The following is a 19,735-nucleotide window of genomic DNA, read 5'->3' on the forward strand; positions in this document are numbered from 1 at the left end:
GGTGCGGTTGATATGGTAAGGCCGGTATCCCGCACAGGACGAGGAGGACATCATGGGCACAGCATTTCTGGCCGCGGACGCGGTCGCCGTTGTCACGGGCGCGGCTTCGGGCATCGGCAAGGCGGTCTGCCTGCGGCTGGCTGAGCGCGGACTAAAGATTGCGATGGCGGACCTGCGGGCGGAACCGTTGCAGGCGGCGGCCGAAGAAGTGGCTGCCGTTGCGGGTGCGAGTAAGGTAATGCAGCGGGCGCTCGACGTCTCGGACGAGGCGGCGGTTTCAGCATTTTCCGACTCCGTGTTTGAACGGTTCGGTCGGGTGGACTTCCTGATGAACAACGCCGCCATGCGAGTGGCAGGTGGCACCCGCGAGGATATCGCGGAGTGGCGTCACACGATGGATGTCAACTTTTGGGGTGCCGTCTATGCAGAACGTGCCTTCCTGCCGCGGATGATCGAGCAGGACACACCCGCCGCTATCGTCAATACCGGGTCCAAGCAGGGTATTACCAATCCGCCGGGTAACCTGATCTACAACGTCACGAAATCTGCGCTGAAGTCCTATACCGAGGGGCTGCAGCACCACCTGCGGAATGTCGACGGCTGCAAGGTCAGTGCGCATCTGCTGGTTCCGGGCTTCACGACGACCGGAGAGCGCACGCCGCAATCCGAAGCGTGGATGCCGGTTCAGGTGGCGGACCGCATGATCTCGGCGCTGGAGGACGGCGACTTCTACATCATCTGCGAGGATGGCGAGGTAACGGCCGAGATGGACGCTAAGCGGATGCTCTGGGCCGTCGGCGACATCATCGAGAACCGGCCGCCGCTGTCGCGCTGGCATCCGGACTGGGGCGACAAATTCAAGCAGAGCTGAGTCTATGGAATTTGCGAAATATCCGAGCCTGAACGGGCGCAGCGTCTATGTGTCCGGCGGCGCGTCCGGCATCGGGGCGGAGATCGTGAAGGCTTTCGCCGAACAAGGGGCGAAGGTCGGGTTTCTTGACTTGGATGCACGGGCCAGTTCGGCGCTGAGCGAGGAACTGGGCGACAAGGCTGTCTACGAGATCTGCGATCTCAGGGACATAAATGCGATGCGGGCGGCGCTGGGGTCGCTGAAGCAGCGGATCGGACCGGCGCAGGTTCTGGTCAACAACGCGGCTCGCGACGACCGGCATGATTGGGCCGAGGTGACACCGGACTACTGGGACGAACGGGCCTCTGTAAACCTGAGGCACATGTTCTTTGCGATCCAGTCGGTGGCGCCGGACATGATCGATTCCGGGGGTGGTTCGATCATCAACATGGGCTCGAATTCCTGGTGGGAGGCCGGCGGCGGCTTTCCGGCTTATGCGACCGCGAAAGCGGCCGTGCACGGGCTGACACGGACAATGGCGCGGGATCTGGGGAAGCACCGGATCCGGGTGAATACCGTTGTGCCGGGCTGGATCATGACTGACCGGCAGAAGGAATTGTGGGCTACGCCGGAAGCGCTGGAAAGGCACCGGGAGCGGCAATGCCTGCCAGACCTGATCGAGCCGATCCATGTGGCGCGGATGGTGCTGTTCCTGGCGTCCGACGACGCGGCGATGTGTACGGCGAACAATTACATGGTCGAGGCAGGCTCGATCTGAGGAGGATGTCATGGAAAAGCGGAAAATTGCGAAGACCGGGTTGGAAGTGACGCCGCTGTGCTTTGGCACGTCAGCGCTCGGTAACATGCCCGACACCTATGGCTATGCGGTGGACGAGGACCGCGCGCGGGACACAGTGAATGCGATTTTCGACGGGCCTGCGAATTTCCTCGATACCTCTCGGAATTACGGCCTTGGTCGGAGCGAACAGCGGGTTGGCGCTGTGATCCGTGAGCGCGGCGGTTTGCCAGACGGGTTCGTTTTGTCGACCAAGCTGGACCGGGACATGGAGACACGGCGGCTTGATGCGGATCGCGCACGGACCTCTCTGGAGGAGAGCCTGGAGGTACTGGGGCTGGACCGGATTCCGATGCTGCACCTGCATGACCCGGAGCACTGCCGTGACCTGAACGAGATTACACGCGAGGGTGGGGCGCTCGACGAGTTGTTCAAGATGAAGGACGAGGGGATAGTGCAGGCGGTCGGGCTGGCGATGGGGCGGCTCGACATCATGTTGCCGATCCTGAAGGACTGGCCGTTCGACACGCTGATCAGCCACAACCGCTATACCCTTCTGAACCGCTCGGCGGACGAGATGTTCGACTATGCGGCGAAGCAAGGCATGGCGATCCTGAACGCGGCGCCCTATGCGAGCGGGGTGCTGGCCAAGGGCAGCGCGGAGATGCCCATCATCACCTACCAGAAGGCGGACGAGGCGGCGCTGGCCCCGGTGAAACGGATCGAGACGGTCTGTGCTGCCCATGGTGTGGCGACCGGGCCAGTGGCGTTGCAGTTCTCGATGAAGGATCCGCGGATCGCTTCGACGGTGATCGGCGTGTCAAAGCCAGAGCGGGTGGCGCAGACGCTGGAATGGGCGGAGGTCGAGATTCCGGACGCTGTGTGGCGCGATCTGGAAGAGTTGGACTATTCGATGGAAGATCCCGAGGCGAACCGGGTGTACCGGCCGGCCTGACACTGCCGGCGCAGTCTCTTAAATCCGCTGGACGTATTGCGAATTTGCCCGCAGGGTGCGCCGCTGAGCGAAACGAGTCGGCGTCAGAGCCGCGGCGCGACGTTTTCAGTACGCTCCCTGTCGCTTGCGTGTCCTGTCCGTCGTCGGAATGTGTATACAAAAACCGGGAAACTCGCGGGGATTTGCGCTGTTCATCCCCGTCTTCACCTGTATATGTATACCAAAATTCCGCTCAGCCGGATCACCGTCACTGACAGGAGGACATACAGTGGCAGCCTTTATCCTGACCCTCAGTTGCCGTAACCGCCCCGGTATCGTTGCCGCGGTCGCCGGGTTCCTTGCCCAGGGGCAGGGAGACATCACAGAGGCGCGTCAGTTCGACGACTCGATCTCGGGCCTGTTCTTCATGCGGGTCTGTTTCGAATACCCGGGTGCGGAGGCAGGCCTACGCGATGGGCTGGGCAAGATCGCCGGTCAGTTCGAGATGGACTGGGACCTGCGGCTGAAGGACAAGGCCGACAAGGTTCTGCTGATGGTGTCGAAGTTCGACCATTGCCTGGGCGACCTGCTGTACCGGAACCGGATCGGCGAGCTGAACATGGAGGTGGTGGGGATCGCGTCCAACCACCCGAAGGAGGCACTGAGCCTAACGGTGCACGAGGGCATTCCCTATCACCACCTGCCGATTACGAAGGACACGAAGCCGCAGCAGGAGGCGCAGATCAAGGCGCTGGTCGAGGAGAGCGGGGCGGAGCTGGTCGTGCTGGCGCGCTACATGCAGATCCTGAGCGACGACATGTCGGCTTACCTGTCCGGCCGCTGCATCAACATCCACCACTCGTTCCTGCCGGGATTCAAGGGTGCGAAGCCCTATCACCAGGCGTTCGAGCGGGGGGTGAAAATGATCGGCGCGACCTCGCACTATGTGACGGAGGACCTCGACGAGGGGCCGATCATCGCGCAGGACGTCGAGGCGGTAACTCATGCCGACACGCCGAACGACCTGGTTGCGAAGGGCCGTGACATCGAGCGGCGTGTGCTGGCCAAGGCCGTCGGGCTGCAACTGGAGCGGCGGGTTTTGCTGAACGGTTCGAAGACGGTGGTCTTCGAGAAGTAGGGTCAAGTTTCTGTATACAGAAAAATGAGGAGCGGCCCATTGCGGGCCGCTTTTTGTAGTTTGAAATGGCGACAAGATAGATTATGTATACAGAACGGAGGCGGAATCGGAGGACCCTGTCATGATCAGCTTCATCGGACGCAAGGCGCAGGATGGAACGCCCACCGGGGCGGGTCTGCAGGATCTGCTGAAGGGTTATTCGATCGAGGTAATGCCGCGCACCGCCGCCAAGGTCGAAGATTTTAAGGCGCTGCTGCCCGAGGGCACCCGCGTCTACATCGCACATATCGAAGGCACGCCGATCGAGGACATGGTCGAGACCGCAAAGCGGATCTCGGGCGAAGGCTTCCCGGTGATGCCGCACTTCCCGGCACGGATCATAGAGGACCGCGCGACCCTGGAAGACTGGATCAAGCGCTACCAGGGCGAGGCGGGCGTCGATCAGGCGCTGCTGCTGGCCGGTGGTGTTGCGAACCCGGTCGGCGATTTCCACTCGTCGATGCAACTGATGGAAACGGGGCTGTTCGACAGCCACGGCTTCAAGCGGCTCCACGTCGCGGGCCACCCGGAAGGCAACAAAGACATCGACGCGGACGGGACCACCAAGCTGGTGGATGAGGCCGCACAGTGGAAACAGGCGTTCTCCGAGCGGACAGACGCGGAAATGGCGATGGCCACGCAATTCGCATTCGAGGCGCAGCCGATCCTGGACTGGATCAAGGGAATGCGCGACGCGGGCATCAGCTTGCCGGTGCATCTGGGCATCGCCGGGCCAGCGAAGCTGCAGACGATGATCAAGTTCGCCATTGCTTGCGGTGTCGGCCCGTCGCTGAAGGTGCTGCAGAAACGCGCCAAGGACGTGACCAAGCTGGTCATGCCCTATGAGCCGACCGAGATCCTGACCGATCTGGCCGAAGCGCGGGCGCTGAACGGACCGTCGGTGGCGCAGATCCACTTCTTCCCGCTGGGCGGCATCAAGACCTGCGCGGAATACGCGATCCGGCACGGCGCGGTGCCGGTGCAGGCCGCGGCCTGAGTTTCAAACGCCCTGGAAGTCTTTGAGAGACTTTCGAGGCGTTTTGCTTTCCAAGAGAATTGATGCGGGAGGAGGTCGGGGCGTCTGACTTCGCCCGTTCCAACACAACGTGTCAGCTTAGATCTGCGCGCGTCAGAGGTTGACGATGCGCTCGGACGGAACCCCGGACATGGCATGGATCAGTGCGTTCGTGTTGGTGACACTGAATTTCTTGTGCAGGTTGGCGCGGTGCACGTCGACGGTGCGCGGCGAGATGCCGAGATCGCGGGCGATTTCCTTGGAAGTGCGGCCGTTGGCGAGAAGAAGGGCCACTTCGCGCTCGCGGGGAGACAAAGGCTGGTAGGGGCGGTGCCCGGAGAGATCCGCAAAGCTCCAGACCGCGCGCATCAGCGGATCCTCTGGTGTCAGGGAGTGGCCACGGACCCGAACCCAGAACAGTGCGCCATCCTTGCGGGCCATGACTCGTTCGTCCCAGTACTTGTTCGTTTCCTTGAGATCCGCGACGCCACGGTCGCGAATCTTCACGAAATCGTCCTGGGTTGGATAGAGAACCTCGAACAGGCAGTCGTTCAGTTCGCCGGACTCGTATCCGAACATCCGCTCGAACTCCGGATTACACTGGCGGATCACCCGGTTGGCGGTGACAACGATGCCGACCGGGCAGAATTCGAAGGCGACCGCAGCGAGATCGCGATCCTCGAATGACTTATCTATACGTGATTTCCCCAACTTGCGCCGTTCTGTTTCCTTGGACAGCCTAGTGCCACAATACTACGGGCCCGCGCAGGTGCAAAGCCGCGCGCGGTATAGGGAGGTTTGCTCATGAACAGGTTGAAAAGCGCCCTTGCGGCGCTGGTTTGCGCGACTGCGCTGGCTGGTGGTGCCGCGGCGCAGGATGGTGATCCGGTCAAGATCGCGCTGGTCCACGGGATGTCGGGATCGTCCTTCGAGGTGTTCTCGAAGCAGATGCACACCGGTTTCGAGATGGGGCTGGAATATGCCACCGGCGGGACGATGGAGGTGAAGGGCCACCCGATCGAGGTGATCCTGAAGGACACGCAGTTCAAGCCGGACGTGGCGCGTGCCGTGCTGGCAGAGGCCTATGGCGATGACGAGGTGCTGCTGGCTATCGGTGCGACATCGTCCGGCGTGACTCTGGGCATGCTGCCGATTGCCGAAGAATACGAGAAGATCCTGATCGTGGAACCGGCGGTAGCGGACAGCCTGACCGGGCCGGACAGCAACCGGTACATCTTCAAGACTTCACGCAATTCTTCGATGGATATGCAGGCGCAGGCGCTGGCGTTGCAGCCGGACGAGAATCTGCACGTGGCAACGCTGGCAGAAGACTACGCGTTCGGCCGTGACGGGATCGCGGCGTTCAAGTCGGCGCTGGACGGCTCGGGCGCCGAGGTGGTGACCGAGGAGTATGTGCCGCAGGGGACCACCGATTTCACCGCGGCAGCGGAGCGGATGTTCAATGCGCTGAAGGACCTCGACGGGCGCAAGGTGATCCTGATCTATGTCGCCGGTGGCGGTGACCCGATGGGCAAGATCGCTGCGATGCAGCCGGATCGCTACGGGATCGAGATCTCCACCTCCGGACACATCCTGCCGGTTTTACCGACCTACAAGGTCGTGCCGGGGATGGAAGGCGCGGTCTACTACTATTACGAGGCCTTCGACAACGACATCAACAAGTGGCTGGTCGAGGAACACGAGAAGCGGTTCGACTCGCCGCCGGACTTCTTCACCGCGGGCGGCATGTCAGCGGCGCTGGCGGTCGTGAAGGCCCTGGAGACGGCCGAGGAATGGGACACCGAGACGCTGATCACGGCGATGGAGGGGATGTCCTGGGACACACCGAAAGGGCCGATGACTTTCCGGCCCGAAGATCATCAGGCGCTGCAGGACATGCTGCACTTCAAGATCCGCGTCGATGACAACGTGGAATGGGCGATCCCCGAGAAAGTGCGGATCATCGAGGCCGGTGAGATGGACATTCCACTGGGCCGCGAGAACTGAGTTCAACGCCCCGGCGGGCTTGGCCGGCCGGGGCGTACCGCTTCGCAGGGGCTTGCGGAGCGCGATGAAACTGCCACGCTGATCTTCATGACACATCCATCCCTATCCACCCGCGATCTGACGATCCGGTTCGGCGGTCATGTCGCTGTGAATCGTGTGACCTGCGATTTCCGACCAGGCGAGCTGACCGTGATCGTGGGGCCGAATGGCGCCGGGAAGACGACCTATTTCAACATGATCTCTGGTCAGCTGGTGCCGACCGAAGGGCAGGTGCTGAAGGACGGGGTGGACCTGACGCGGATGCCTGCCTCGCTGCGGGCGCGGCACGGGGTGGGGCGGGCGTTCCAGCTAACAAATCTGTTCCCGCGCCTGAGCGTGCTGGAAAACATTAGGCTGGCGGTGCAGGCGCAGACCGGCGACGGGCGGCGGTTTTTCCGGCCCGTCGGGAAATTCACCGAATTGACGGCACGAGCAGAGCGGTACCTGGAGGCGACAAAGCTGGACCGGGTGGCGCATCTGCCGGCCTCGGCGCTGCCGCATGGCGACCAGCGCAAGCTGGAGGTGGCGCTGCTGATGGCGATGGAGCCGGATATCTACATGTTCGACGAACCCACGGCGGGGATGTCGCACGACCATGCGCCCGACGTGCTGGAGCTGATCGCCGAGATCAAGCACGACAAGTCGAAAACTGTGCTGCTGGTGGAGCACAAGATGGACGTGGTGCGGCGGCTGGCCGACCGGATAATAGTGCTGCACAACGGTGAGCTTATTGCCGATGGAGCCCCGGGCGAGGTGATGGACAGCCAGTTGGTGCGGGATGTCTATCTCGGTAATGCGGGGGAGATGGCATGAGCCTGCTATCGGTCAAGGGCATGTCGGTGGATATCGGGCAGTACTCGGTGCTGCACGGTGTGAGTTTCGAGGTACCTGAGGGCGGGGTGTTCGTGCTGCTCGGCCGGAACGGGGCGGGGAAGACGACGACTTTGCGCGCGATCATGGGTCTTTGGGATCCGACGCCGGGGTCTGTGCATTTCGAGGGATCGGAGATTTCCGGGCTGCATGCCTCCGAGATCGCGCGGAAAGGCATCGCCTATGTGCCCGAGAACATGGGGATCTTCGGCGGACTGACGGTTGCCGAGAACATGGTTCTGGCGACGGCTTCCGGAAAGTATGACGGGAAGCGGCTGGAGTGGATCTATGAGCTGTTTCCGGCGCTGAAGACGTTCTGGTCGAAGCCGGCGGGCGCGCTGTCGGGCGGGCAAAAGCAGATGCTGGCCGTCGCCCGCGCAATCGTCGAGCCGCGCCGCCTGATCCTGATCGACGAACCGACCAAGGGGCTCGCGCCGTCGATCATCGCCAACATGGCGCAGGCGTTCCGGGAGATTTCTGAGGACACAACCATACTGCTGGTGGAACAGAATTTCGCCTTCGCCAAGGCGCTGGGCCGCGACATGGGCGTGATCGAGGACGGGCGGGTGGTGCATACCGGCACGATGACGGAGTTCGCCGCCGATGCCGAGCTGCAGAACCGGCTGCTGAGCCTTTCGGGTGCGGAGGCACCGGCGTGAGCGGCTGGGTCGAGAAAGCAGGCGGCGTGTTCCTGCTGCCGGTGCTGATCGCAGCGGTTGGCTTTGTCCTGATCGGCACCCCGTCAAGCTGGCTGACGCTGACGGTGGCCGGGCTGTCGATGGGGATGATGGTGTTCCTGATGGCTTCGGGGCTGAGCCTCGTCTTCGGGCTGATGGACGTTCTTAACTTCGGTCATTCCGCCTTCGTCAGCTTTGGCGCTTTCGTTGCTGCGTCGGTGCTGGCGGCGATGAGCGGCTGGCTGGGATCCGAAAGCTGGGTGCTGAACCTCATTGCGCTGGTGCTGGCGCTAATGGCGGCTGTGGGGTTCGGTCTGGTCGCGGGCTGGTTCTTCGAGCGTGTCATCGTGAAGCCGGTCTATGACGACCACCTGCGGCAGATCCTGATCACCATGGGTGCACTGATCGTGGCGGAACAGATCATCCTGACGACCTGGGGCGGCACGCCGATGAACGTGCCGCGTCCGCGTTTCCTGGAAGGCTCGGTTCTGATCGGCGACAGTTCCATCGAGATCTACCGGATCTTCGCCTTCATCCTCGGCGCGCTGGTTTATCTGGGCCTGTTCTGGCTGCTGAACAGCACCCGGCTGGGGCTGCTGATCCGCGCAGGAGTGGAGAACCGCGAAATGGTGGAGGCGATGGGTTTCCGTATCGACCGTCTGTTCGTGGGGGTGTTCATGCTGGGCTCGGCGCTTGCTGCGCTCGGCGGTGCGATGTGGGCCGGGTATCAGGCGCTGATTACCCCGGCCCTGGGGGCCGAGATGCTGGTGGTCGTCTTCATCGTGGTCATCATCGGCGGGCTGGGGTCGATCCAGGGGACGCTGCTGGGCGCGCTGATCGTCGGCCTGACGCAGAATTACGTAGGCTTTCTGGCGCCGAAGCTGGCGCTGGCCTCGAACATGATCCTGATGATGATCATCCTGTTGTGGCGGCCTTCCGGCCTGAAACCGGCGGTGAAATAGGATGCAGGGCTCTCTGACAGTCAAGATCGCCGCGCTGGCCCTCTGGGCGCTGCTGCTGTTCGCGCCGTTCCTGTTCCAGGACGTGCGGCAGATCGAGGTGGCGGCGCGGATCTGTGTCTTCATAGCGCTGGTGGCAAGCTATGACCTACTGATCGGCTATACCGGGATTGTGTCCTTCGCGCATACGATGTTCTTCGGCTTTGGCGCATACGGGGCGGCGATTGCCCTGAAACAGATGGGGCCGGGATGGACGCCGGTGCTGCTGGGCGCGGTCAGCGGCGCGGTGGTCGCGGCGGTGATCGCGGCATTTATCGGTCTGTTGAGCCTGCGCGTGAAGGCGATCTTCTTTGCCATGATCACTTTGGCGGCGGCCTCTGTCGCGCTGGTGCTGGCGTCGCAGCTATCGGGGTTTACCGGTGGCGAGGATGGTATGACCTATCGCGCGCCTGACCTGTTCAAGCCGGCGACAAAGCTGCTGACGGATGCAGACGGCAAGGTGCTGAACGTGCTCGGTGTTAGGATGAACGGCAAGCTCGCCGCCTATTACTTCGTCTTCATCGCCTCGGCGCTGCTGTTCTGGGCGATGCTACGCATTGTCGGCTCGCCGCTTGGCACCGTGCTGAAGGCGATCCGCGAGAATGAGGCGCGGGCGGAAGGCATCGGGTATCGTGTCGTCGCCTACCGCACCGCGGTCTTCGTGATCGCGGCGGTGACGGCGAGCCTGGCCGGGACGGTCTATGCGGTCTGGCTGAAGTATACCGGGCCCGAGACGGCGCTGAGCTTCGACATCATGATCGACATCCTGCTGATGGTTGTGATCGGCGGCATCGGCACGATGTGGGGCGCGGTGATCGGGGCGACCGCGTTGGTGCTGGCGCAGTACTACCTGCGCGATCTGATGGAGGTTGCAGCCGGGGCGACAGCGAATGTGCCGCTAGTGCCGGAGCTGCTGAGTCCAGAACGTTGGCTGCTATGGCTGGGGATCCTGTTCATTCTGCTGGTTTATTTTTTCCCGGCAGGGATCGCTGGCACTTTGATGGGCAAGAGGGAGGCCGAGTGAGGTCCCTCTTCGAAGGCGGCCGCAATGGTTGCTGGACTCGTCCAAAGGGGCGGTGTCTGAGTCGCTTCAGCCGGATCGCGATGCAACTCGTCAACGCCCCAAAAAGCTAAAACAGATTTGGCCGGCTAAAGCCCCAGCGAATGCCAGAGTTCCATGATCTCCGCTTCGGACAGATCGTCTGCCCGCGCATAAAGACCCCGCCCGTTGTAAGATGCTAGAACGACCGGTGAATCCGTAGTGCCGAGGACGGCACACCACGGCTCGCGGCCGGCGGCGGGGGCGAAACCGGTCCAGTTGGTCGCGATCAGCACATCCTGCTGATCGGCGTTCGGGGCGGGATCAGAGGTCGCTTCCAGATCTGCATCGGCGATCAATGCCCAGGCAGTGCAATAGGGTTCGAGCAGATCAAGGAATCGGTCGAGAGCCTCGTCGGGATCGAGTGGCGGCACCGGGCCCAGGCGTAATGACCAGGTTTCCGCCAGCATTGCGGCCGAAAGGCCCGTCTGTGCCGCGGTGTCATCAGTCTCCAGTTCGCGGGAGAGCACCCAGAGATGCAGGCTGGCTCCGGCAAAGGTGGAGAAGGTTGTGCGGAGCTGTTCAAGCAATGCGGGCTCGGGGTCGAAGAGGTCGGTTTCAAACAGCGCGGTTTGATCTTCAAGACCTGTCGGGACCGGGCCGGGCAGTCGTTGCAGGCGACGGCTTGCGGCGTCGAGACAAAGAACTTCTTCGGCGTCATTGCGGATGGTGAGCCGGCGAGGGAACACGGTTTCATCGATTTCGGAGAGGATTGCAGCAATTAGATCCTGGCCACTTCCATCGCCCAAACGGCGCCGGTTGTCCTTGATCACAGAAGTTTCAGCGAGTTGCTTCAGTCGGGATTTCAGGTTGCCAGTGCTCATTCACCCGCGCCGATTTTTGCCAGTGCATCGTTGGCGTGGGAGAGGATGGCGGCAGGATCAGCGCCGTTGGAGCAGCGGCAGCAGATCGCTTCGGTACTTCCGGCGGGGCGGACATAGACAAGGAGCATGTCAGAGGCGATCAGGGTCGCGTGGTCCGGGGGGCGTCTGTCGGGGAAACAAGCGGCGAGCGGTGAATTCGGCGCCGGCAGCAACTGCGCACCAGTCTCAGCGATGGCATCAAGGATTTCCTGACGCGGTCGGGTGTCAGCGCTGGATGCAAGGACCAGGCGCGAATCCAGATCTATGAACGCAGTCAGCCGGATCTCGGCTATTGCAGAGCGAAGCTGGTTCAGAATTTCAGTTACGCTCAAATCCGGTCTCTTGGAAGTCACTGCACCCACCCGACGAGCTATAGTTCATTCGGGTCGTGAAGAAAATCACAAGTCGGCCCGCTTTCCTACGGCCCGGTGATAGCATGGGGTGGAGGCTCTTCAGGTAAAGAGATTGTCGGCGTCAGCGTCGGCGTCGTCGCGGGATGGACGGGGACGGCGTGCAGCCGGTCCATCACCGCGCGTGGCGCGGCGCGGAACAACACGTCCCGGTCTAACGCGCCCCGATTGCCCTGTTGTCTCTTCCGTAGGTGCTGGCGTAGACATTTCAGTGACCTTCGGTGCCCCGTCTGGTTCAGGCGTGCCCAATACCAGCGGTTCGCTTTTTTCGGTCTGCTCTTCAAGCACCAACGGGTCCGATTCTGTTGGCGCGGTGGTACGCGGCGTTACCGTGCGCCGCACATCTTCACCAAAGCCGGGGCGGGTATAGGGGCGCATCCGGGTGGATAGTTCGTTGGCAAGATCGACGAGAGCAGACGCAAAGGCGTCGGCACCGCAGGCCTGCCACTTTTCGAAGTCTTCCTTGGCATCGAGAGCCTGTACCAGCGAGATCGGGAAGACACCACGGAACAATCCCTCTGTCTCGCGTTCGACGCGCATTACAACACGTTGGCGGTCACGCTCGTTGATAATCTTGTCGAAGCGGGTCAGCAGCAAAAGGCTCTTGTCGTACAGTTCTTCCGGAAAGGTTGCCCAGACCGCGGCTTCGCTCTGCCGCCAGGCCTGGTTCGCATGGGTGCACCAAACCACGCCGTCGGCGAGGTCCATCACACGCTCCCACACCTCCGGTGGCATGTTGGGATCAGAGATCCCCGGCATGTCGATCACATCGCAAAGCTCCAGCGCTTCGCTCTCGTGGAATACACGAATGTATTGAACGTCCACCGGCGAAATCGACGGAATATCATCGATATCGACTGGGGACTCGTTGCCGTCGAGGTCGACCTGGTAGGGCGCGCCTTCGCCGTGCGAGATCCAGACTGGCGGCAGCTGCGTGGCGGTAACCTTGGTGGGCAGGGCAGGTTCGCCTATCAACAGGTTCGACAATGTCGACTTGCCGGCGGAAAATTCACCCATCAGGGCAATGCGAGGCTTGCGCTCATCACCACCGAGCCGGGTTGCGGCGTCAGCGCGGACGCTTTCCTGTGTGGGTTCGTCGAATTGCATCTTGCTCTGCGCCTCCGGTCAGGCTGCGAATTTGTCGAGGGTTTCCATGGCGTCGGCGAGGGCGCTCTGGCGGTCGCGCGGGTTGTCGACTCCAAAGGCGGCGGCAAGCTCGTCGTCCGTCATGTTGTCCTGCTCGGCGAGGTTGGTCAGAATCGCGATCTGTTCTTTCAAGAAGCCCATAAAGGCTGATAGCGCATCGTTGCGCACCGAAAGCGCGTGATCCTGCTTCAGGCCATAGGTTATCGGCTCAGTTTCCGCCTGAATCAGGCCGAAGAACTCTTCGGCGAATGCCTGGTAGCCGCGCTGTCGCCGCCACCAGCGGGACCACCAGTTGGCCTGCATGTCGAGCGCGATAGTCTGGCCCAGCAGTACTGGCGGTGGAACACGAGGGGCGTGCGGAGCCTCGATCGCGAAGGCCGGGTCGTTCACAAGGTGCGCTTTTCGGTACACCTTGGTAATGTCGGCAGCGGTGGCGCGAAGGATCTTGTTCGTCGCGTCCTGCGCCTTCTTGGAATAGCTTTGATACGCGGAGCGCAACAGAACCCGAAGACCGGTCGGTTCGTATTTCCAGACGGTGGTTTCGCCGAAGCGTTCGAGATGGTCGATCAGCGCCGCAGTTGCGCGGCGCAGGAAATTGTGGTGGGCGCGGTCGACGCGTCCGTTGAAATCCTCGATCAGCTTGTCGAATTCCTGCTCGATTACCTTGCGGCCGACGGCCTGAATCCGCTGTAGCCCGTCAGCAAGTTTCTGGCGGTCGAGTTTCGGTCCGTTGCCGTCCTGCCTCCGCATCGAGACGATGTTGTTGGAGACGCGGATACCGCTGGCGAGGTTTCGGGCGCTCTTGGCGACAGTATCGAGCACTTCCTTGCCGTGTCCATCAGCGATGCGGTCGGACAGTGCGGCGTAGAGCGCCGGTACACCGGAGAGACGCCAGAGACGGGTTTGCTCGTCTTCGTCCGCGGGGGCGCTTTCGGCATTTGCCCACGCCCAGTTTGCGAGCGCGGCGGCGCTGTCGGTTTCGATCTCGGTGATGCCGTGGAGAGCTTCGTTGGCCCAGTAGGCGCTGCCGAATATGATCTCGGCGTCCAGAGGGCCCTGATGATCCGCGAGGGTCTTGCGGATGCTCTCCTCGATTTCCGGGATTTGCCGACCGGGGTCGGACAGCTCGTCGATGCGGTTCACGAAAATGATCACGTCGCGGGACTTCACGTTAGCGATCAAGCGGATCAGCGCCATGTCGACCGAAGACAGAGCCTGGTGCGCGGAGAGGACGACCACGCAGGTGCGGCTGTCGCGGATCGCCCGGATGGTGATCTGCTCGCGGACCATGAATGTGTCGTTCACGCCCGGCGTGTCGCGTATGCAGAGCGGCATAGGCACGTCGGGTCGGTGCATAAACACCTCTGCCGACTTGGTAATGTCGGCGAAGCGGCCCTGTGTCTTGGACGTCTCCGTCTGATCCTCGAAATCGTCGCCGAGACAGACATAGCGTTCGATCAGCGGGCCGTCGAAATAGCCGTAGTCATGAGTTTGACCGAGAAGGAGTTCGAACTTGCGGCCGAGACGGCGGCGTGACTTTTCCTGCATTTCAGCGATCTGCTGGCGGACCTTTTCCACCTCGCTGTCGGCGCCCGCGCGGCCTGCAAGTTCACCCATGCGGCCGCCGTTCAGGACCAGCTTGTCCCATTCGTCGCGATTGAAGAACTGGAACCGCGCCTGAGTGTCCTGCTTCACGGGCTTGGGGCTGATATGCAGGGAAGTGACCACCGACGTCCATGGGTTGACGTCGGCGGGCAGAAGGTCGGGCCAGCCGACCATTGCGTTGACCAGCGAGGTCTTGCCGGCCTTGACCTGGCCGATCATCGTTACGCTGGGTTCAGTGACCGCCAGCTTGTTCTGCAGCTTTCGCGCGGTCTGCTCGGTAGGCCTGTCGCCAATTCGGGCAAGATGATCGAGAGCGCCATGCACTTCCTGAAACTTCTCGGTCAGGGGCACCAGGTTCGCAAAACCGGGCATTGCCAGTTTCGAGAACGACTCTGCGCAGTCCGTGTTCCGCTTCAGAATAAACGTATCAGCATCCATGCGATTGCCTGCCGCGGTAAAAAAAAACGGGGGTTGCCCGCCGGTGTCGGTTTCGGGCGACTTGCGTCACCTAGATTGGTGATGGTTGAAAGCGGCGATTTTTCGGCCAAGTGCGGCGATTCCTTGGCAAAGTGTCGAAAACTGAAAGTAATATCGCTTAAGCCGCGAGAGCTGTTTCGAAATCTCTTTTGATTTGCAACAGCGCAGTGACAGCGTCTTCGGCGGCCTGGGGATTCTGTTCAAGCTGTAAAAGTAGAAGATAATCCGCGGCCTGCAGCACGGTTTCCTCGAGCGCGGCGTTGCCTTCTGCGTGAGGTCCAAGGGCTTCAACAGTTTCCACGCAGCAGTCGAGGACAGGTGCAGTGGCATCAGGATTATCGGCGATGCCGGTCAACATGGTCTCGGCACCAGAGCGGATCAGCGCGAGAGCGGCCCTCGCACCGGATTCGGCCGGTGGCGCTGCCGAGTCGGCGGGTTCATTTCCGTCGTCACCCAGGTCAAATCCCGAGAGTTCGCCGCCGGAGAAATCGAACGGATCGTCGTCGTGCTGTTTGGCGGTGATGCTGGCGTCATCGATTGCTGGAGGGGGCGGTTGCTCGGGCTCTGCCTCTGGCAACGGTGCGGCGGGCGCAACATTCTCATACCGGCTGAGGAACAGAAGCGCTCCGTCGATATCTGCCTGCAGGCCCTTGTCGAGGCTTTCATTCAGGGTGTCGAGCAGGACCTGGCATCCGGTGATTTTCATCGCATCGGCGTTTTCGGCTTCATAGCCGATTAGGGACAGGGCGCGGCTGGCAGCGACCGGGAACAGCTGCAGATAATGTTCCATTGCAAGCTTTTCGTGAAGCACGCCGAGGTTGCGGCGGATATCGTCTGGGTGAGTGTCAGTCTTGGTCAGGACCAGAAAAGCATGATCCTTCATGGAGTCCGGCAGCTTGGTCCAGATGGTCTGTTGCTGAGTGTCGAAATTCTCGGTGGCCCAGATCGTCATCTCGCTTCGGCGTGCGGCCCACCGAGCGGCGGCCCGAATTTCGGCAGGGGAAGAATCCGTGACCACTTCGAGCAGGCCGATGCGCTGCAGCATCGGTTGCGGTGCACGTATTTCGATGAAGGAAGGCGTGAGGGCGAGGGCAGCGCTGAAATCATGACCGTCGAATACCCGGCGGCTTCCATCGCCGAGAGTCACTGTGAGTTCGCGGGCTTCGCCGTAGCGGAATTCCGTTGTCGGCAACGGTGTACCGGGTGGGACAAGCTGTGCGCCGGCAATGACATTGCACAGCGTGGTCTTCCCGGCGCCGGGCATACCGAGGACTGCGATCCGGATCGGCGAGGTAAGCCGGTGCGCGAGGCGTTCGGCAAGCTGCACAGCACGTGGTGGCAACCCTCCAGCCGCAAGTAGCCCGCGCAGACGCGCGACTACGTCATCGCGGGCGTTTTGTGTCATCAGCGAAGAAGACCGGTCGATAAGCTACGGAGCCGACCGAAGAGCTTGCCGCTGTCACGACGCTTGAACTTTTCTGCTGTCTCTGGCGTCGGCTCTGGCGGGGGTGCCGCTGCTTCCGGACGCATGGGGATCTCGGAGCCAGCTTTCGGCGTAACACGAATTACCGAAAGGCAGACATTGTCCTGATCGGGATGGTTCAATGCCTTTAGTGCGCGAACCAACCGATTTGCCAGTTCCGAGCTTTCAGCATGCGAATCCTCGCTCAGTATGCGGAGAATGTCTTTACGTTTAAGGAACGGCAATCCGTCACTGGCGGCGACGATTGTATCACCGGGCCGCAGTTTGAGTGGCTTTTCGGGGCAATCGATTTGGCTTATCTCCTCGCCCAGCAGAGCGGAGGTCAGACAGTTGCGATCAGGGTGATTGCGGCCGGCCTCCTCGGTCATCATGCCCTGTTTGACCATGTAGTCGATTTGCGGAGCGAGGGAATGATCCTCGTTAAGCTGGCGCAGTTTGCCGTCGCGGATCAGATAGAGCACGGAGTCGCCGACAGAAATCCACCACAGTGCATCGTCCATCTGAACAAGGGCGATCAGGGTCGATCCCATCCCCTCGGTCGCCGGGTGCTTGGTGGTGTGATGGCGGACGCAGTCATTAGCGGCCATTGCCGCGTTTCGAAGGGCTTCCGTGACCAGTTCCGGATGATTGGCCAGTTCGGTGGAGCGCAGCTTCAACTCGCTGAAGACTTCGGTGACGACGATCTTGCTGGCGACTTCGCCCGCCTGATGGCCCCCCATGCCGTCGGCGAGAACCACGAGGCCGACGCCAGCGCCGATCGGGAAATCGGCGACGATTGCGTCCTCCTGATTCTCGCGCCTGCCTTGGTTCAGGGCCGACGCGACATCAAAGCTGAGTCTTGGTCCACTAAGCAATTCCGACCTCGTTGTCCTCGGTGAGATCCCAGGCAAAATCCGGGCCGCACAGGGCGACGAAACGCAGTGTGGTTTCGCCGATCCGGATCAGGTCGGCGTTGGAGATCTCTTCTGTCGAGAGAACCGGGCGGCCGTTCAGGCGCACGATATTGGCCTTGCCGCCATGGCCGAGGTAAAAGGCGTTCTGCTCTTCATCGTATGCGATGGCTGCGTGGTTTTCACGCGAGATTGCCATGTCGCCGAAATTCAGCTGGACCGATTGATCCTCTCCACGCCCAATCTGGCTAACGCCACTGTAGAGTGCGAAGGACGCGCCACGTCCGGGGCCGTCGATGACCACCAGCCAGCCAGCCGGAAACAGCTTGGCCTGTGCGACTGGGCGGTTGCGTTTGCGGCCGAACACGTCGTCCTCGGCCGCATCGCCCGCTGCGAAGCCGAGAAGCCGAGTTTTGGCGCGGCCCGCACCGCCGGTAGGTCGCGCGATGGCCATGGAGGTAACCTGAGCCGAATGATCCGGAGCGCTGGTATCTCCATTGGCGCGATCCTTGATCATCTGCATCGCCTCTCGCGCCATTTCGGCCTGGCTGCGCTCAGGCGGAGCGTTGGGGAAATCGTCTTCCTCCGCGCCCGTCTGGGCCGTTTCTCCATCCTCGTCGTCGTCGAACAGGTCCCAGATCTTGCGGACTTCCTGGCTCGGCGTGCTTTCGGTGTCGTCGTCCGACCCGGCAGGGTTGGGGTCGGAATCTTGCACCGGATCCGCCTTAGCAGTCTGTTCTTCTTTTTCCAGCATACCGCCGAGTCCGGGCTCGTCGGGGTCGTCCTCGACATAGTCGTCAAACGCTTCCTTGGGCGCTGCATCGTCGTCGATTTCATCGGTGTCCGACGGAGCCACGGCAACCTCGTCCCCGCTTTCGTCCCAGAGGATACCCTCGGCCGCCCATTCCTTGCTGCGTTCAAGCAGTGTCTCTTCGTCAAACTCGTCTTCCTGCTGGGGAATGTCAGCTTCGGGCGCACTTACGGCGCGTGTTCTCATTCCTCGAAAGAGCTTCACTGCGGCGCCCTCCTGCTTTGGGATTCGGCATTTCTGTCTCGGCTGGCACGCCGCTTTTCGGATCTAGAGAAAAGACGGGCGAAAAAAGATTGGGGCCGCTCGGGAAGCGTCTCGTCTATTTCGGCAAATGCCGCTTCCGACTCGGCGAGCGGTACGAATTTTTCGGTTTCCGCCAACTCCTCTTCAGGGTTGACGTCCCCAGCTGCCGGGATTCGTCCGGATTGGGCAGGCTTGGCAGGTTTTGACTGCACCACTGGCTGGACGGCATCGATTGGTTTCGTTTCCGAAGGTACCGGTTTCTCGGAGGTCGCCATCAATTCACGATTTGTGGTCGCGGTCAGTTCGCGGATGGCAAGGTCCAACTCCTGGTCCTTGCGGGCGCGTTCGCGCATTGCCTTCTGACGGCGGGCCTGATCGATCTCTTCGATCCATTCCTCGGCACTTTGCAGTCTGTCCTTGGGAAACACGGCCAACGCCTTGTCGATGGCACGCAGAAAATAGTGATCGTAGCCCTCTGTGCGGGGCGGGATCGGCTTGTACGGGTCAAGCTCATCAGCGGCCAGCGCGGCAAGGCGAACCTGGCTGTTTGGCGGCGCCTCGCCAGTAATCAGGTGGTAGAAGGTAGCGCCCAGCGAATACAGGTCCGAGGAGGCCGACTGCGTATTGTTGGCCAGGTAAAATTCCTGTGGCGAGTAGCCGTCCTTGACAATGTGCAGGGCGGAAAGTGCACGACTGGCGTTGGTCGCGACCTCACGTGCTGCGCCGAAGTCGATCAGAACCGGGTTGCCGGTCTGATCGATCAGGATGTTGTCCGGCGAGATATCGCGGTGAAGCACGTCCTGCTCATGCACGTACTGGATAGCGTCCAGCAATTTCAGCAGCATCTGCTTGATATCGGCCGGAGTAAGCTGATGGCGGTCTTGCTCGATGATGTCCTGCAAGTCGCGGCCCTCGACGAAATCGAGCGCCATATACGATGTTCCAAAATCCTCGAAAACCTGGTGTACACCGACGATGTTCGGATGCTTAAGCTTCGACATGCGTCGGGCTTCCAGCCCGAAATGACGCACGACTTTCTCAAAGTCCTTTTGCAGGGACCGGGAACGGGCGCGCACGCGCGACTCGGTCCGGCAACACATTGCCGAAGGAAAGCACTCCTTGATAACGACTTTCCGATCGAGGCTGTCGTGAGCGAGATAGGTGATCCCGAACCCGCCAGAGTTCAGGTAGCTGTCAATACGGTATTGCCCATGCAGCAGACGGTCCCCAGGGTTCAGGGTGTCGTCGCGGCCGTCGGGATAGGGTGCCCCGCTCATATGTTCTGCAACAGCCATAGAAGGTCGTTCGCCATTGATCCTGCGAGTTTTTTGTACCGGAAGAAACC

At 61.5% G+C, this 19,735-nt stretch carries 19 protein-coding genes; 10 read left to right on the plus strand and 9 right to left on the minus strand.

From position 1 onward, the window contains the following. Window positions 1-52 precede the first annotated feature (52 nt). The 5 genes from HCO70_RS03695 to HCO70_RS03715 all read left to right on the plus strand — a co-directional run bounded on the left by HCO70_RS03695 (window position 53) and on the right by HCO70_RS03715 (window position 4,754). Window positions 53-871, plus strand: coding sequence for an SDR family oxidoreductase (locus tag HCO70_RS03695; RefSeq protein ID WP_172293188.1), 819 nt, complete (start codon window positions 53-55; stop codon window positions 869-871). Between the two features lie 4 nt (window positions 872-875). After that, window positions 876-1,628 carry an SDR family NAD(P)-dependent oxidoreductase gene (locus HCO70_RS03700; protein WP_172293189.1) on the plus strand — a complete coding sequence of 251 codons (753 nt, stop codon included), beginning with the start codon at window positions 876-878 and terminating at the stop codon, window positions 1,626-1,628. 10 nt (window positions 1,629-1,638) lie between these two features. Further along, window positions 1,639-2,601, plus strand: a complete 963-nt coding sequence (locus tag HCO70_RS03705) for an aldo/keto reductase (RefSeq protein WP_172293191.1) — start codon at window positions 1,639-1,641, stop codon at window positions 2,599-2,601. A gap of 268 nt (window positions 2,602-2,869) precedes the next feature. Next, window positions 2,870-3,718 carry a formyltetrahydrofolate deformylase gene (purU, locus tag HCO70_RS03710; protein ID WP_371742155.1) on the plus strand — a complete coding sequence of 283 codons (849 nt, stop codon included), beginning with the start codon at window positions 2,870-2,872 and terminating at the stop codon, window positions 3,716-3,718. 121 nt (window positions 3,719-3,839) lie between these two features. Then, window positions 3,840-4,754 carry a methylenetetrahydrofolate reductase gene (locus tag HCO70_RS03715; protein ID WP_172293195.1) on the plus strand — a complete coding sequence of 305 codons (915 nt, stop codon included), beginning with the start codon at window positions 3,840-3,842 and terminating at the stop codon, window positions 4,752-4,754. Between the two features lie 132 nt (window positions 4,755-4,886). Here HCO70_RS03715 and HCO70_RS03720 read toward each other — a convergent pair whose 3' ends face one another. Continuing rightward, entirely contained in the window at window positions 4,887-5,483 is a 597-nt protein-coding gene (locus tag HCO70_RS03720; RefSeq protein ID WP_253913102.1) for a LuxR C-terminal-related transcriptional regulator, read from the minus strand. A 93-nt stretch (window positions 5,484-5,576) separates the two neighbouring features. Here HCO70_RS03720 and HCO70_RS03725 point away from each other — a divergent pair, with 93 nt between their 5' ends. The 5 genes from HCO70_RS03725 to HCO70_RS03745 all read left to right on the plus strand — a co-directional run bounded on the left by HCO70_RS03725 (window position 5,577) and on the right by HCO70_RS03745 (window position 10,387). Next, window positions 5,577-6,779 carry a substrate-binding domain-containing protein gene (locus HCO70_RS03725; RefSeq protein WP_172293197.1) on the plus strand — a complete coding sequence of 401 codons (1,203 nt, stop codon included), beginning with the start codon at window positions 5,577-5,579 and terminating at the stop codon, window positions 6,777-6,779. 87 nt (window positions 6,780-6,866) lie between these two features. Beyond that, window positions 6,867-7,631 carry an ABC transporter ATP-binding protein gene (locus HCO70_RS03730; RefSeq protein ID WP_172293199.1) on the plus strand — a complete coding sequence of 255 codons (765 nt, stop codon included), beginning with the start codon at window positions 6,867-6,869 and terminating at the stop codon, window positions 7,629-7,631. Then, a complete protein-coding gene (locus HCO70_RS03735) occupies window positions 7,628-8,347 on the plus strand; it encodes an ABC transporter ATP-binding protein (RefSeq protein WP_172293201.1) in 720 nt (239 codons plus the stop codon). The genes HCO70_RS03730 and HCO70_RS03735 overlap by 4 nt, the downstream gene beginning before the upstream one ends. Continuing rightward, entirely contained in the window at window positions 8,344-9,327 is a 984-nt protein-coding gene (locus tag HCO70_RS03740) for a branched-chain amino acid ABC transporter permease (RefSeq protein WP_172293203.1), read from the plus strand. The genes HCO70_RS03735 and HCO70_RS03740 overlap by 4 nt, the downstream gene beginning before the upstream one ends. A gap of 1 nt (window position 9,328) precedes the next feature. After that, entirely contained in the window at window positions 9,329-10,387 is a 1,059-nt protein-coding gene (locus HCO70_RS03745) for a branched-chain amino acid ABC transporter permease (protein ID WP_172293205.1), read from the plus strand. 125 nt (window positions 10,388-10,512) lie between these two features. Here HCO70_RS03745 and HCO70_RS03750 read toward each other — a convergent pair whose 3' ends face one another. From HCO70_RS03750 to HCO70_RS03785, 8 genes are all read right to left on the minus strand, one after another. Next, window positions 10,513-11,286: a hypothetical protein gene (locus tag HCO70_RS03750; RefSeq protein WP_172293207.1), complete on the minus strand. Its 774-nt coding sequence runs from the start codon at window positions 11,284-11,286 to the stop codon at window positions 10,513-10,515. Then, complete coding sequence (locus tag HCO70_RS03755; RefSeq protein WP_216665246.1) at window positions 11,283-11,687, minus strand: hypothetical protein; 405 nt, start codon at window positions 11,685-11,687, stop codon at window positions 11,283-11,285. The genes HCO70_RS03750 and HCO70_RS03755 overlap by 4 nt, the downstream gene beginning before the upstream one ends. Before the next feature lie 90 nt (window positions 11,688-11,777). Then, a complete protein-coding gene (locus tag HCO70_RS03760; RefSeq protein ID WP_172293211.1) occupies window positions 11,778-12,842 on the minus strand; it encodes a dynamin family protein in 1,065 nt (354 codons plus the stop codon). An 18-nt stretch (window positions 12,843-12,860) separates the two neighbouring features. After that, a complete protein-coding gene (locus HCO70_RS03765; RefSeq protein WP_172293213.1) occupies window positions 12,861-14,924 on the minus strand; it encodes a dynamin family protein in 2,064 nt (687 codons plus the stop codon). Between the two features lie 157 nt (window positions 14,925-15,081). Next, the gene (locus tag HCO70_RS03770; RefSeq protein WP_216665247.1) at window positions 15,082-16,290 is read right to left on the minus strand and encodes a hypothetical protein; all 1,209 of its coding nucleotides are present in this window, start codon (window positions 16,288-16,290) and stop codon (window positions 15,082-15,084) included. Between the two features lie 77 nt (window positions 16,291-16,367). After that, entirely contained in the window at window positions 16,368-17,300 is a 933-nt protein-coding gene (locus tag HCO70_RS03775) for a PP2C family serine/threonine-protein phosphatase (RefSeq protein WP_172293217.1), read from the minus strand. Then, complete coding sequence (locus HCO70_RS03780) at window positions 17,293-18,333, minus strand: FHA domain-containing protein (RefSeq protein WP_253913103.1); 1,041 nt, start codon at window positions 18,331-18,333, stop codon at window positions 17,293-17,295. Before HCO70_RS03780 ends, HCO70_RS03775 begins: the two co-directional genes overlap by 8 nt. A 14-nt stretch (window positions 18,334-18,347) precedes the next feature. Continuing rightward, window positions 18,348-19,685, minus strand: a complete 1,338-nt coding sequence (locus HCO70_RS03785; RefSeq protein ID WP_172293219.1) for a serine/threonine-protein kinase — start codon at window positions 19,683-19,685, stop codon at window positions 18,348-18,350. Window positions 19,686-19,735: the final 50 nt, after the last annotated feature.

This window comes from Pseudoruegeria sp. HB172150 (genome assembly GCF_013184805.1).
In the GTDB taxonomy this organism is placed as follows: Bacteria; Pseudomonadota; Alphaproteobacteria; order Rhodobacterales; family Rhodobacteraceae; genus Psychromarinibacter.